The 14181-nt window shown below is 62.0% G+C and carries 12 protein-coding genes; 10 read left to right on the forward strand and 2 right to left on the reverse strand.

Annotated features, from left to right (window positions below; all coding sequences use genetic code 11):
- Positions 1 to 104 precede the first annotated feature (104 nt).
- A complete protein-coding gene (locus KW846_RS18645) occupies positions 105 to 845 on the forward strand; it encodes a response regulator (RefSeq protein WP_008050458.1) in 741 nt (246 codons plus the stop codon).
- Positions 842 to 2152: an ATP-binding protein gene (locus tag KW846_RS18650; protein ID WP_218484139.1), complete on the forward strand. Its 1311-nt coding sequence runs from the start codon at positions 842 to 844 to the stop codon at positions 2150 to 2152. Before KW846_RS18645 ends, KW846_RS18650 begins: the two co-directional genes overlap by 4 nt.
- 336 nt (positions 2153 to 2488) lie before the next feature.
- On the opposite strand, the gene KW846_RS18655 is transcribed toward KW846_RS18650, so the two are convergent.
- Positions 2489 to 3328: an AraC family transcriptional regulator gene (locus tag KW846_RS18655; RefSeq protein ID WP_218484142.1), complete on the reverse strand. Its 840-nt coding sequence runs from the start codon at positions 3326 to 3328 to the stop codon at positions 2489 to 2491.
- Between the two features lie 94 nt (positions 3329 to 3422).
- Between KW846_RS18655 and KW846_RS18660 the strand changes: the two genes are divergently transcribed.
- Positions 3423 to 4343 (forward strand): LysR family transcriptional regulator, encoded by a 921-nt coding sequence (locus KW846_RS18660; RefSeq protein WP_256356785.1) that lies wholly within the window; start codon positions 3423 to 3425, stop codon positions 4341 to 4343.
- A gap of 201 nt (positions 4344 to 4544) precedes the next feature.
- Here KW846_RS18660 and KW846_RS18665 read toward each other — a convergent pair whose 3' ends face one another.
- Positions 4545 to 5459 carry a LysR family transcriptional regulator gene (locus KW846_RS18665; RefSeq protein WP_218484144.1) on the reverse strand — a complete coding sequence of 305 codons (915 nt, stop codon included), beginning with the start codon at positions 5457 to 5459 and terminating at the stop codon, positions 4545 to 4547.
- Between the two features lie 71 nt (positions 5460 to 5530).
- Here KW846_RS18665 and KW846_RS18670 point away from each other — a divergent pair, with 71 nt between their 5' ends.
- The 7 genes from KW846_RS18670 to KW846_RS18700 all read left to right on the forward strand — a co-directional run bounded on the left by KW846_RS18670 (position 5531) and on the right by KW846_RS18700 (position 14169).
- On the forward strand, positions 5531 to 6571 hold the full coding sequence (locus KW846_RS18670) for an AraC family transcriptional regulator (RefSeq protein ID WP_218484147.1): 1041 nt from the start codon (positions 5531 to 5533) through the stop codon (positions 6569 to 6571).
- A 209-nt stretch (positions 6572 to 6780) separates the two neighbouring features.
- The gene (locus KW846_RS18675; protein WP_218484149.1) at positions 6781 to 8721 is read left to right on the forward strand and encodes an acyltransferase family protein; all 1941 of its coding nucleotides are present in this window, start codon (positions 6781 to 6783) and stop codon (positions 8719 to 8721) included.
- 483 nt (positions 8722 to 9204) lie between these two features.
- Positions 9205 to 10557 (forward strand): UDP-glucose/GDP-mannose dehydrogenase family protein, encoded by a 1353-nt coding sequence (locus tag KW846_RS18680; RefSeq protein WP_218484151.1) that lies wholly within the window; start codon positions 9205 to 9207, stop codon positions 10555 to 10557.
- Positions 10554 to 11558: an NAD-dependent epimerase gene (locus KW846_RS18685; protein WP_218484153.1), complete on the forward strand. Its 1005-nt coding sequence runs from the start codon at positions 10554 to 10556 to the stop codon at positions 11556 to 11558. The genes KW846_RS18680 and KW846_RS18685 overlap by 4 nt, the downstream gene beginning before the upstream one ends.
- A 166-nt stretch (positions 11559 to 11724) precedes the next feature.
- Positions 11725 to 12471: a sugar transferase gene (locus KW846_RS18690; RefSeq protein ID WP_218484155.1), complete on the forward strand. Its 747-nt coding sequence runs from the start codon at positions 11725 to 11727 to the stop codon at positions 12469 to 12471.
- Positions 12472 to 13119 carry a CpsD/CapB family tyrosine-protein kinase gene (locus KW846_RS18695; RefSeq protein WP_007973826.1) on the forward strand — a complete coding sequence of 216 codons (648 nt, stop codon included), beginning with the start codon at positions 12472 to 12474 and terminating at the stop codon, positions 13117 to 13119.
- Between the two features lie 21 nt (positions 13120 to 13140).
- Positions 13141 to 14169 (forward strand): polysaccharide biosynthesis/export family protein, encoded by a 1029-nt coding sequence (locus KW846_RS18700; RefSeq protein ID WP_218484156.1) that lies wholly within the window; start codon positions 13141 to 13143, stop codon positions 14167 to 14169.
- Positions 14170 to 14181: the final 12 nt, after the last annotated feature.

The following is a 14181-nucleotide window of genomic DNA, read 5'->3' on the forward strand; positions in this document are numbered from 1 at the left end:
ATCCCCAGGCAGGCCGGATACACTGCAATACAAAGGGCGGCAGGCGACCCCGCCCGGGCTCGATAGACTGTGTGGCATTCTCCATTCATCAGAGGTTTGGCCCAATGGATCACGTTGATCACATCCTCATCGTTGACGATGACCGCGAAATCCGCGAGCTGGTAGGCAACTACCTGAAGAAGAACGGCCTGCGCACCACCGTCGTGGCGGATGGGCGGCAGATGCGCGCGTTTCTGGAAACCACCCCGGTGGACCTGATCGTGCTGGACATCATGATGCCGGGGGACGATGGCCTGTTGCTCTGCCGCGAATTGCGCGCCGGCAAACACAAGGCCACGCCGGTGCTGATGCTCACCGCGCGCAACGATGAAACCGACCGCATCCTCGGCCTGGAAATGGGCGCCGACGACTACCTGGTCAAACCCTTCGCTGCCCGTGAGCTGCTGGCGCGGATCAACGCGGTGCTGCGGCGCACCCGCATGCTGCCGCCGAACCTGGTGGTGACCGAAGCCAGCCGCCTGTTGGCCTTCGGCCGTTGGCGCCTGGACACCTCGGCACGTCACCTGCTCGATGAAGACGGCACCATGGTCGCCCTGAGCGGCGCCGAATATCGACTGCTGCGGGTGTTTCTCGATCATCCGCAACGGGTGCTCAACCGTGATCAATTGCTCAACCTGACCCAGGGCCGCGACGCCGATCTGTTCGATCGCTCCATCGATCTTTTGGTCAGTCGCCTGCGCCAGCGCCTGCTCGACGACGCCCGCGAACCGGCCTACATCAAGACCGTGCGCAGCGAAGGCTATGTGTTTTCCCTGCCGGTGGAAATCCTGGGCGATCAATCATGACGCGGGCGCTGCATTGGCCGCGGACCCTGGCCTCGCGGCTGTCGCTGATTTTCCTGATCGGCTTGATCCTCGCCCAGGCATTGTCCTTCGGTGCGCAGTACTACGAACGCTACGAATCCTCGAAAAACACCATGCTCGGCAACCTGGAAACCGATGTTTCCACCTCCATTGCCATCCTCGACCGCCTGCCCGCCAATGAACGGGCCGGGTGGCTCAAACAACTGGAGCGGCGCAACTACAGTTACCTGCTCGACGAGGGGTCGCCGGGCACACCCATCCGCACCGACATGCCCGATGCGCCCATTGCCATCGCCTCGATCAAGGACGCCATCGGCCACGATTATCCGATGACCTTTACCGACATCCCCGGGCCGAAAAAACACTTCCAAGTGCACCTGAACCTGGCGGATGGCAGCCCGCTGACCATTGACCTCCGCCCGGCGATGGTGCCGCTGTCGCCCTGGCTGCCCATCGTGTTGCTCGGGCAACTGGCGCTGATGCTCGCCTGTTCCTGGCTGGCGGTCAGAATCGCCATCCGCCCCCTCACCCGCCTCGCCGATGCCGTCGAAACCCTGGACCCCAACGCCCACCCCGTGCTCCTGGACGAAAAAGGCCCGACCGAAGTCGCCCACGCGGCCAAGGCCTTCAACGCGATGCAGGCACGCATCGCGGCGTACCTGAAGGAACGCATGCAATTGCTCGCGGCGATCTCCCACGACCTGCAAACCCCCATCACCCGCATGAAACTGCGCGCCGAGTTCATGGACGACTCCAGCGAAAAAGACAAACTGTGGAACGACCTGGGCGAGATGGAACACCTGGTACGCGAAGGCGTCGCCTACGCCCGCAGCATCCACGGCGCCACCGAAGAAAGCCGCCGCACCGACCTCGACTCGTTCCTCGACAGCCTGGTATTCGACTACCAGGACATGGGCAAGGACGTTCAGCTCACAGGCAAGAGCACCACCGTCATCGACACCCGCCCCCACGCCCTGCGCCGGGTGCTGGTCAACCTGACGGACAACGCATTGAAATTTGCCGGAGCTGCCGAGTTGCGCGTGGAAAAACAGGCCGACGGCAAGCTGTCGATCAAGATCCTCGACCGTGGTCCGGGGATCGCCGAGGAAGAACTGAAGCAAGTGATGGAGCCGTTCTACCGCGTGGAAAACTCCCGCAACCGCAGCACCGGCGGCACCGGGTTGGGACTGGCCATTGCCCAGCAACTGGCGATCGCCATTGGAGGGTCGTTGACCTTGAGCAATCGTGAAGGGGGTGGGTTGTGCGCGGAGCTGAAATTGCCGGGGTAGAGGCATTGGCTTGGGGGTGAGGATGTTCGACCAGCCGTAGAATCTCCCACAGATGCCTACCGGCCGACCTGGTACTGATGGAAGAGTGTTTCCCTGTAGGAGCTGCCGAAGGCTGCGATCTTTTGATTTTGATTTTTGACCATGTCGAAAGGGCGGAAGATCAAGATCAAAAGATCGCAGCCTTCGGCAGCTCCGACAGACCGAGCGTTAGCTCGCCTGCCGCTCTTGATCTTGATCCACCCGCCCCCGAAGATGAATACCGGAGCGAGGGGCCGTACGTAAGGGTGAAACCGCCAGCCGCCATTACATGAATATCGGATATGTACCCAACAAAGACTACACCCCCAGACGAAACTGCTTGGGCGTAATCCCAAACCGCTTACGAAACGCCCGAATAAAATTACTGGGCTGCCGATACCCAAGCCGCTCGGCAATTCGCTCAATCGGCTGATCGCCGGCCGTCAACCAATGCCGCGCCAACTCCAGACTGTCGCTACGACTCTGTTGCGCGGCAGCAGTCTGCCAATGCCGCAACATGCTCTGATGCAAAAACGCATTAGCCCCCAGCAACGGCTCATCCAGGCTAACCGCTGGCAGGCTCAAACACGGATGTTCCCCCTCCAGCACCTCGATACCCACGCTACGCAACCACTGCCCGGCAGCCTGCTGCGGCGTCAGGCGCACGCTGACAAACACCTCGGCCGGCGCCCGCCCCAAACGTCGGGCAATGTTGCGCACCAACGTCAGGGTCGCCGCGTCGAGGCCGAAAAAGTGCGCCTGCCGGTCAGCATTGCGCAGATGCAGGCGAGCCTGCCCGTCACCCTCCTCCAGCTCCGCCACCACATAGTTGGTCACCCGTGGCAGGAAATCAGTGAAGCACGCCAGGCTCGCGCGCAGGGTGGCGGCGGAGTCCAGCAGGATGTTCAAACCCCGCAACGTGGTGGTCGCCATACCATTGACCAGTTCACAGCCAAACGACACCCCCGCGCCCGCACGTTCGCACTCGTTCCACAGGCGCTCGACCAGGTGCGCAGGCACATGCAGATCCTGCCCTTCGAGCAACGAAAGACAGATGCCGGCCCGTTGCAGCAGTTGCTCCTGGCACAGGCCGGACTGCCGGGCATGGCTGAGAATGGTGCGGGTGAAGGCGCTGGAAATGAACGGTTGGCAGGTCATGGCACGTTACGGCGAGAAGACAGGCGTGTACTTATGCCAGCCTCTGTGCTATCGATCCAATGCATTAAAAGTATCCGCAAAATGCAGGAGACGCATGATGGATCTACGACAACTCCGCCACCTTGTCGCCCTGGCCGATTACCGCAATTTCGGGCGTGCGGCCGAGGCGATCAACCTCAGCCAACCGGCCTTCAGCCGCAGCATCCAGACCCTGGAGCGCGACCTCGACTGCGCGTTGGTGGAGCGCAGCAGCCGCGAATTCCGCCTGACGGGCCAGGGTGAACTTGTGCTGCAACATGCCCGGCGCCTGCTCGCCGGCAGCCAGGCCTTGCACAACGAACTGACGCAATACAACGGCCTGACCGGTGGCGAGTTGCACTTCGGCTGTGGCCCGTATCCGGCCCAGGTGCTGGTGCCCGAGGCGCTGGCGGAATTCATCCAGGCGCACCCGGCGATCCGCATCAGTTTTCACCAGGGCGACTGGGAACAACTGGCGGTCTGGCTTCGTGAACAGCAGATCGAATTCCTCGTGGCCGACGCGCGGTACTTCACCGGCGACCCGCAGTATCAGGTACAGCTGTTACGACCCCGGCGCGGGCGGTTCTTTTGCCGTGTCGGTCATCCGCTGGTGCAACAGCAGGACCTGTCCCTGCGCGCCCTGCTCGACTACGCGGTGGTCGGCACGCGAATACCGCCGATGATCCGCAAGATCCTCGCCGACGCGCAGGGCGAGGCGGACTTCAACCCGAGCGTGGAATGCGCGCAGTTTGATGCCATCCGCCGCGTGGTGATGCGCTCGGACGCGGTGGGCATCGCGACCATGGAGGCCCTGGCCGAACTGGTCGAGCAGGGCCAGATCCGCCTGCTGGAGTTTGCCGACGTGCCCAAGGGCGACCCCGGCCTGCAATTGCACTACGGCATCGTCAGCCGCGCAGGACACTCCCTGACACCGGCGGCGCTGGCGATGGTCGAGGCGGTGCTGACGGTTGACCGGCGTTTGCTGGCGTCGAACTAGGCCCCTCAAGCAGCTCCACAAATCCATGTGGCGAGGGGGCTTGCCCCCGTTGGGCTGCGAAGCGGCCCTAAAACTGCCAGCCTGTTTCTTCGGGTAGAACCAACATTGGTATTACGACCGCTTCTCGGTCGAACGGGGCGATGCGGCGTTCCGACAAGCCCCCTCGCCACATTGCAATGCACAACCCTGGTTGGGTGGGCGTCACGCCCGCCGCGCCAGCGCCTGCAATGCCCGGGGCTCACCGAGGGCGCGCAGCAGGCAATGCATCGCCTCCTCGCGGCTGCGCTCGAAGCGATAGCGGGACTCGATGTACAGCGCCAGTTTCAACTCCACGGGCTCGTCCAGGGGCAGCGGCACGTGTTGCAAGCCCAGCACACTGGCGACCCGGCTTGGCAGGCTGATGCCCAGCGGCTGGCGATCGGCGATCAGTTTCGCGGCCAGGGTGCTCTGGGTGCTCATTGCGATATGGCGGCGCAGGCCTTTCAAGCCAAGCTGCAAGTCCACCGGGCTGAGTCCGTCGCGGCGGCTCGACACCTGAATCTGCGGTTGCTCCAGGTATTCCTGCAGGGTGCGCGGCGGCGCCTTGAGCGCGGCGCCATAGGCAAACACGTAATGGTCCGCGGGCAATGCCTGCTTGTGCAGGCCAGCAAGCCCCGCCAGCGGCTGGTCGAGATCGATCAGGATATCCAGCTTGCCGCTGGCCAGGTCCTGCAAGGCGTCACGGCGCCGGGGCTGGAAATAGCGCACCTGCCAATCGGCATGGGGCGATTCGAGCAAGGCATCGAGCAGCACCGGTTGCAGGCAATCCAGGCAACTGATGCGCAGCAGCGGATTGTTCTGCCGCGCAGCGGGGATCATGCGCAAGCCATCGCGCAATGACTCGAGTGCCGCACGCACGTAGTCGGCCAGACGATGGGCGACCAGTGTCGGCGTCACGCCCAGGCGACTTTTGATGAACAGCGGATCGCCGCACAACTCGCGCAGGCGACGCAACGCGTTGCTCATGGCCGGTTGCGACAGGCACATCACCTCGGCGGCACGGGTGACGCTGCGCTGCTGGTAAATCGCATCGAAGGCGAGCAACAGGTTCAAATCGAGCTGGCGTAAATCAAGCATGGTCTTGCTCCGGCAAATCGCTTAACGTCGGGCAGCCTAACCAGTGTTCCGGAACAAGCTGTGAGCCCTACATGACAAAAAGCGATCAGCCACTGCACGATCAAGCCATACCCAATGCGTTCTACGCGCCGACCCTGCTGCCGGCCATCGAAGAGTTGCTGGCCCGTGGTGTGGACCGCGAACACATCGAAGGCCTGTTTCGTCGCAGCCTGTTCGAGTTGCGCACGCCATTCATGCGCGTTCCGCTGTTCATGTCGCGGCGCTTCTGGGCGTTTGCCCTGGAACGGACCGGCGACCCGCTGATCGGTCTGGCGGCCGGTCGGCGCTTCGTTTCCACCGCCACCAATGGCCTGACGTACCTGTTCGATGTGGCCGAATCACTGGACAGTGCCTGCCAGTATTTCGTGCGCTTCTTTCCGTTTTTCAACGGGCACTTCCAGGCGCAGATCCTGCGCGGCGGCGACACTGTCGAACTGCGTCTGCTTGATCGCGGCAGCGTGAAAGCCAGCACAGCCACCGCCGATTACATCCTCATCAGCCTGTGCAGCATGTTGCGGCGCAAGTTCCTCGCCAGCGGCCTGGAACGCGATCCGGTGCTGGGCATCGGGCTGACCGGGCCCTGCACCGCCAACCCGCAGAATCACGAGCAAGCCTTTCGCGCCCCTGTGCAATGGCAACAGGCACAACACTCGATCCGCCTCGATCCACAACTGTTCGTCATCCCGTTGACGCCGGGCAATCATGAACTGGAGCAGACACTGGTCGAACTGCTGGAGCAGACCCGACGCAACAGCGAACCGAACTTGCTGGAGCAAGTCTGCGACCACTTGATCGTCGACCTTGCACAAGCCAACTGGCAGCAATGGTGTAGCGCCCAGCACCTGCTTGAGCGCACCGCAGCCCGACGTTTGAAGGCATTGGGCTGGAGTTTTTCCGAGTTGCTCGACGAGTACCGCCGCTTCCGGGCCGAAGATTTTTTGCAGGGGACAGACCTGGAGCTGGTGGAGATTTCCGATCGCCTGGGCTACAGCGATGTACAAAGCTTCAACCGTGCCTGCCTGCGGTGGCTGGGGTGCGCGCCGGGCGCCTGGCGAGCCCGGCAGGGACAATAAAAAGGTTCTTTGCTCATTCCCGGGAAACTGTAGGAGCCAGGTAAAGCTCCCACAAAAACCAGGCTCGTGCGTCACGGGTGCCATTGGTTTTTGCGTCCCCCCGGTTTCCAGCTACAAATGATGGGTGGGTTGAGTGTCCGCAATCCTGACAGCGATTGTCAGGGGTCGGACGTCGATGGATGGCTGCGGTTTTACGGATGATCAGGCGCATGGCTCAAGGCAAGTATCGCTCCGACATAGATGGGCTGCGCGCTGTCGCGGTGATTGCCGTGCTGCTGCATCACCTCAAGGCCGGTCTGTTGCCCGGCGGCTATGTGGGCGTCGACATCTTCTTCGTCATCTCGGGATTCCTGATCACTTCCCAGGTGTTTTCCGAGGTCAAGCGCAATGCGTTCTCGCTCAAGGGGTTTTATCAGCGGCGCATCAACCGCATCGTGCCGGCACTGGCGACGGTGCTGCTGGCGACCGTGATCGCCGGCGCCTTCATCCTGTCTCCGGTCGACCTGGTCCGGCTCAATGTCAGCGCCCTGCTCTCGCTGCTGGGTGTCTCGAACATCTACATCTGGGTCAAGTACGGTAACTACTTCGCCGCCGATGCCAGCGAAGCGCCTTTGCTGCACACCTGGTCGCTGGGAATCGAAGAGCAGTTCTACGTCATCTGGCCGCTGTTCATCGTTTTACTGTATCGCCTGGCGCCGCGTTACGTGTTGCCCGTGCTGGCCATCGGCGTGGTGCTGGCAGTGGGGGTTTCCGAGTACGCGACGGGGGTCTTCGCCACGGCGGCCTACTACCTGCTGCCCACGCGTTTTTTCGAACTGATGCTGGGCGGGCTGTTGGCGATCTACCTCCATTCACCGCGCGTGATCGGCAAACGGGCGGCCCATGGCTATGCATTGGCGGGCTACCTGCTGATCGGTTTCTCGCTGTTTGCCTTGAACCCCAATTCCACCTTTCCCGGGATCAACGCCCTGATTCCCTGCCTGGGCGCCGCCTTGCTGATCCTGGCCGGCAGCGGTGAACGCCACTCACGCTTGCTCACCAGCCGGCCCATGGTGTTTATCGGCCTGATCTCCTACTCGCTGTATTTGTGGCACTGGCCGCTGATTGCCTTCCTGAACTACGTGGAAATCCCCATCGACCTGCCCGTGGGCGCGCTGCTGATTGCCGCCTCTGTCCTGCTGTCGTGGCTGTCCTGGCGGTACGTCGAGGTGCCGTTTCGCCGTACCGGGGCAGGCCTGCACTTCGCCCGGGTGTTCACCTGCCGGTTTGCCCTTCCGGCGTTGGGGCTGGCCGTGCTGGCGGGGCTGAGCCTGCAGTTCAACGGTTTTCCACAACGCTTCAACGCCGACGTTTCAGCGCTTGAAGCGATGACCCAGAACAAGCCTGCCGAGGTCCGCAGCGGCTGCCATGTGCCCAACGCACTGTACAAGACCGAACCCAACGAGCACTGCCGATTGGGCGCAACCAAGGATGAGCTGGACGGCATCATGATCGGCGACTCGTTTGCCAATCACTTCACCGGCATGGTCGACATCCTGGCCAGGCCCAACAACATCATGCTCATGGACTACACCATGGACTCCTGCCCGCCGATCCTCGGCTACACCGCCGAAATGCCTCCGGTGTATGCGGCCCATTGTGCTAAACGCAACGAACGGGTGTTCAGCCTGATCGAGCAGAACAAGTATCGCTACGTGGTACTGGCGGCGATCTGGCCCAAGGATGACCGGGCCAGGGATCTGGTCGAAGCGAGCCTGCGGCGGGTGGTGGAGAACAGCGGCCAGGTGATCGTCATCCTGAGCAACCAGCACATCGAAAAGGCCGCGAGTTGCCCGATTCGCCGGCTGATGTTCGGCACCGGGCGCAACTGCTCGGTCGCCCAGAGCACACTGGCGCCCTATTGGGCGGACGTGCGGGCCAGGTTTCCGCAGATACGCTTCATCGACCCCAATCAGGTGATATGCCCGGCCGGCGTGTGCAGTCCGATCATCGAGGGTCAGTTGCTGTACCTGGACGACTCACACTTGAACGAAGTGGGCTCGCGGTTTATCGGCCACACCTTGCTCGATCGTGGCTTCTCCCTGCTGCACGACCCCAAGGCCAACCCGCAAACCGCCGACGCAAGGTCGGGTGCCAGCGTGGTCAATTGACCCCACCTCCCCCCGCTCACGGGCGCCCGGCAGAAGGTGCGCCCGGCTCATGAAACAGCCACTGACCCGCCCCCCCTCGACCTCTAGGATCGTTGAATTTGCCATGCCCCGACAGGCACGTGCCAATAGATTGTCGGTCGATTCTTGACGATAGCAAATGGCCACACGCGCGTAAGAGTAGTCGGAATTTGGGGGAAAGCGTCAAGAAACCGGTGACTCAAATCTGACACACTCAAGCTGCTACAACCCTTGTATTTCGCGGCTTACGACCGTTTATCGCTTTCTTTGGATTTTCGCCAATCGCCCAAAATCGGGGGAAAACCCAACAGTGGTGCGAGGTTGATGGCATTTGGCCCCCCGAGTTTGGGGGTGTCTTGCCCTTTTAACATGCCGGATGGTTGACGCGGTTTTCCGAGGCTGGTCTATACCCCTTTTTACAGTTTTCACTTCGCGACTCTCCACCGTCTTACGAGGCACGCCAATATGGACGTGAGCGTATTTGGTACGGGCTATGTTGGCCTGATACAAGCAGCGGCACTGGCCGATGTCGGGCATCGTGTCCTGTGTGTCGACATCGACCCGAACAAGATCCGGCAACTGCAACAGGCCGTGCCACCGATCAGCGAGCCAGGGCTTTCCGGCACCCTTGAAGAAAACATCAAGGCCGGTCGCCTGCTCTTCACCACCCAGGCCAGCGATGCAGTGGAGCATGCCGATCTGATCTTCATCGCCGTCGGTACGCCCGCCGACGAAGACGGTTCCGCCGACCTCAGCCATGTGCTGAACGTGGCCCGGCAGATTGCCAGTTTCATGGAGGCCGACCGCACCCTGATCATCAAGTCCACGGTGCCGGTCGGTACGGCGGACCAGGTCAATGCCACCGCTGTCGAAGAGTTGCAGCGCCGCGGCAAAGGCTCGTTGAAGGTTCGCGTGGTGTCCAACCCGGAGTTTCTCAAGGAAGGCAGTGCCCTGGCCGATTGCATGCGTCCGGACCGGATCATCATCGGTACCGCTGACGATGAAGCCCGCAGCCAGATGAGCGACCTCTACGCGCCGTTCTGCCGTAACCGCGAAAAACTGATGTTCATGGACAATCGCAGTGCCGAGCTGACCAAGTACGCGGCGAACGCGATGCTGGCCACGCGCATCAGTTTCATGAACGAACTGGCCAACCTCACCGAGTTGCTGGGCGCCGATATCGAAGCGGTGCGCAAAGGCATCGGTTCGGACCCGCGCATCGGTTACCACTTTATCTACCCCGGCTGCGGCTTCGGCGGTTCCTGCTTCCCCAAGGACCTGCGTGCCCTCCTGCACACCGCCGAGCAAAGCGGCATGCCCTTGCGTCTGCTGCGCAGCGTGACCGAGGTCAACGACCGCCAGCGCCATATTCTGTTCAGCAAACTCAAGGCGCAATTCCCCGGCGGACTGGCCGGCAAATCCATCGCCGTGTGGGGCCTGGCGTTCAAACCCAACACCGATGACATGCGCGAAGCCCCCAGCCGTTATCTCATGGAGGCACTCTGGGCCGAAGGCGCAAGCGTGCAGGCCTACGACCCGGAGGCCATGTCCGAGTGCCGGCGCCTCTACGGCTACCGTGACGACCTGCACCTGTGCGCCACCCGCGATGACACACTCGAAGACGCCGATGCCCTGGTGATCTGCACCGAGTGGAAGAACTTCCGCGTGGTCGACTTCGACCTGCTGGCGAGCAAACTGCGCTGCCGGGTGATCGTCGACGGGCGCAACCTCTACAACCCGGAACAGGTGGCGGCTGCCGGCCTGCACTACAGCGGCATCGGCTTGCGCCACATCGTGCCTGAGGCCGTGCGCCCATGAAGATTCTCGTCACCGGAGCGGCCGGTTTCATTGGTGCCCATTGCGTGCTGCGACTGTTGCGCGATGGCCACCAGGTATTCGGCCTGGACAACTTCAATAGCTACTACGACCCGCAACTCAAGCACGATCGCGTGCGTTGGGTGCAGGAGCAGGCACGCCCTTTCCAGCTCGCAACGGTTGACCTGGCCGATACGCCGGCCATAGAGGCGCTGTTTGCCAGGGAGAAACCAGAGGTGGTGATCCACCTCGCGGCCCAGGCCGGTGTGCGCTACTCCCTGGAAAATCCCCGGGCCTACCTCGACAGCAACTTGAACGGTTTCCTGAACATCCTCGAAAGCTGCCGCAACCACCCGGTCAAACACTTGATCTACGCCTCGTCCAGCTCGGTGTATGGCGCCAACCAGCACACACCCTACTCGGTGCGCGATGGTGTCGATCATCCGCTCTCGCTGTATGCCGCGACCAAGAAGTCCAACGAGTTGATGGCCCACAGCTACAGCCACCTGTTCGGCATTCCCTGCACCGGGCTGCGCTTCTTCACGGTATACGGCCCCTGGGGACGGCCTGACATGTCGCCGATCCAGTTCGCCCGGGCCATCGCCGAAGAGCAGCCACTGAAGCTGTTCAACCACGGCGAGCACCAGCGCGACTTCACCTACATCGACGACATCGTCGAGAGCATCACGCGCCTGATCGAGTGCCCACCGCAAGCCAATGATCAATGGGACCGCGAACACCCGGACCCGGCCACGAGCATGGCGCCCTGGCGGATTTTCAACATCGGCGGCCAGCACCCGGTAGCGCTCAAGGATTACCTGGCGCTGCTGGAAAAACACATGGGGCAAAAAGCCCGGGTCCAGCTACTGCCGCTGCAGCCCGGCGATGTCCTCAATACCTGCGCCGATGCCAGCGACCTGGCTCGCGCGACCGATTTCCAGCCGCGCATCGAGCTGGATGAGGGACTTGGGCGCTTCGTCGCCTGGTTCCGCGCTTACTACTAACCAAGTAATTAAACAATTAACACTAATCAGACAAGTAATTAACTGACTAATACCAATTAACTAAGTAACAAAGCGATCAAAAACAATTAACTAAACAATAATCTGTTTAGCACTAACTAACTGCCTATCGCCCACGCCGCACGCGGCTGAACTTTGCGGAGGAATTATGACTGGTCATGAGAAAAGTGTGCCCCTGGACACAATGCGCAGAGACAAGCGCATGGACCCTGAGCACCGCATGCGCATGGACGCCGCCATTCACATGCAGGGACGTGGCTGGATTACCGGTCGCGATGGTGGCCGCCCCTGGACCCTGTCGCGCACCAACCGCGTGTTGGCCAGCTGCGGTGCGCTGCTGATTCTGGTGCTGATTGCGCCGGTGCTGCTGGGCCTGGCGCTGGCCATCAAATGCACCAGCCCGGGGCCGGTGATGTTCGTGCAGAAGCGCACCGGTTACCGCGGCCGCCTGTTCGGCATGTACAAGTTCCGCACCATGGTCATCAACGCCGAGGAGCTCAAGGAGTCCCTGCGGCACCTGAACAAGCACGGCGCCGACGCCATCGATTTCAAGATCGACCAAGACCCGCGCATCACCGGCATCGGCGCCTTTCTGCGACGCACCAGCCTCGACGAGCTGCCGAACCTGTTCAATGTCGTGACCGGCGACATGCGTCTTGTCGGCCCCCGGCCCACTTCGTTCAACGCCTACCGCTACAAGGACAAACACCTCGTTCGCCTGAGCATCTACCCCGGCATGACCGGCCTGTGGCAGATCTCCGGGCGCAGCAATATCGACTTCGACCAGCGCGTTGAGCTGGATCTGCGTTACATCGCCCAACAGAGCCTGCTGCTTGATTTGAAGATTCTGTTGAAAACCCCTTTCAAAGTATTCAGCGGCCACGGAGCGAGTTAAATGGACGGTTCAACTGCTAAAAGCCTCAGCATTGCCAGCCCGAGCGAGTCCAACCTGACATCGACCGTGCTGGACCAGGACCTGCGGATCCTGTTCCTGACCGCCGCCAACCCCGGCGCGGGCACCACCACCAGCGCCCTGGCGCTGGCCAGCCAACTGGCACAGATGAGCAGCGGCCTGGTGCTGCTGGTGGACGCCAGCCAGTCGGCGACCAACCTCACGCAACAGTTGGGGCTGACCAGGGAACGGGGGTTTCACGACTTGCTGTTCAACACCCAGAACCCGCCCTTGTTGCAGGACTGTGTGGTGAACGTGTCCAGCCTGCCGTTCCACGTACTACCGTTCGGCCGTCACTCCCGGGGCAACGAACACCTCACACCTGAACGCCTGGGCCCGCTGCTCGATCAACTTGGCAGTCAGTACCGCTTCGTGGTGATCGACGGCGATGCCGTGTATTCGGATTCCGACACCCTGGCCATCAGCACCCAGGCGGACGGCGTGGTCATGGTCGTTCGCTCTGAAGACACTCGCTGGGAAGTGGCCCAGGCCGCGGCCCAGCGCCTGAGCCAGGCTGGCGCGAAACTGGTCGGCAGCGTGTTCAACCGACGCAAGTACTACATGCCCAAGTGGCTGTACAAAAACCTGTGAGCCACCAGAAAGGATGACGCCATGAACGCCAAGATGCTTGTCCTGCTGTTGCTGCCGCTTGCAGGTTGCTCCAGCACTTCCTCCGACCAGTCCCAAAGCATGCCGGTGCAGATCCTCACGGCCCCGCCGGCCAACGCCCAGGCCACCGACGTGCCCAAGGTCGAGCAGACCCTGCGGCCACAGGATGTACTGGACGTGATTTTCCACATCAGCACCAGTGGTTCCGACGCCTATCGCGTGCAGTCCGGGGACATGATCTCGCTGAACTTCACCGCCGCCAGCCAGCTCAACGGCAACCAGTTGGTGCTGCCCGACGGCACCATCGAACTGCCTGGGGCCAACACCTCGGTGAAAATCGAGGGGCTGACCCGCGATCAGGCACGCGAAGCGATTCAGCGCGCCTACGACCGCAAACAGCTGTTCCAGCCCAACCGCAATCAGCTGTCGGTGAATCTGGTGAGCCCGCTGACCAATGAGCAGAACCTCAAGTCCGTGCTCAACCACCCCGGCACCGGCATGAGCCGGGAAATCACCGTGGGCACCGACGGCTACGCCAGCTTCCCGGAAATCGGCGCCGTGCCGCTGCAAGGCATGACCGTCAACCAACTGGAGGCCTTCCTCAATAAACGCTACGCCACCTTGCCGGGGCGCATGACCGTGGACGTGCTGCTCAAGTCCACCGCCGGCAACGAGATCTTTGTGCTGGGTGAAGTCGGCCAGCCGGGCTCCTACCCGATCCGCCGCCCGGTGTCGGTGCTTGAGGCCCTGACCATGGCACGCGGCTCCAACGTCAAGGCGCGCCTGGACTCGGTGATGATCATGCGGCGCAACGGCAACCAGGTGGTCGCGCATCGATATGACGTGGAGAAAGCCTTGTCCGGCGATGCCTCGCAGATCGCCTACCTGCAGGCCGACGACATGCTGTACGTGCCCAAGACCAAACTGGCCAGCGCCGGCGAACTCGCCCGGCAACTGGCGGACGTGGTGTTGTTCCAGGGCGTGGGCATGAGCTTCAGCTATCGCGTCGACAACAAAGACAGCAACGACTAACTCTCAGGTGAC

Source organism: Pseudomonas sp. PDM32 (genome assembly GCF_019219225.1).
GTDB lineage: Bacteria > Pseudomonadota > Gammaproteobacteria > Pseudomonadales > Pseudomonadaceae > Aquipseudomonas > Aquipseudomonas laurylsulfatiphila.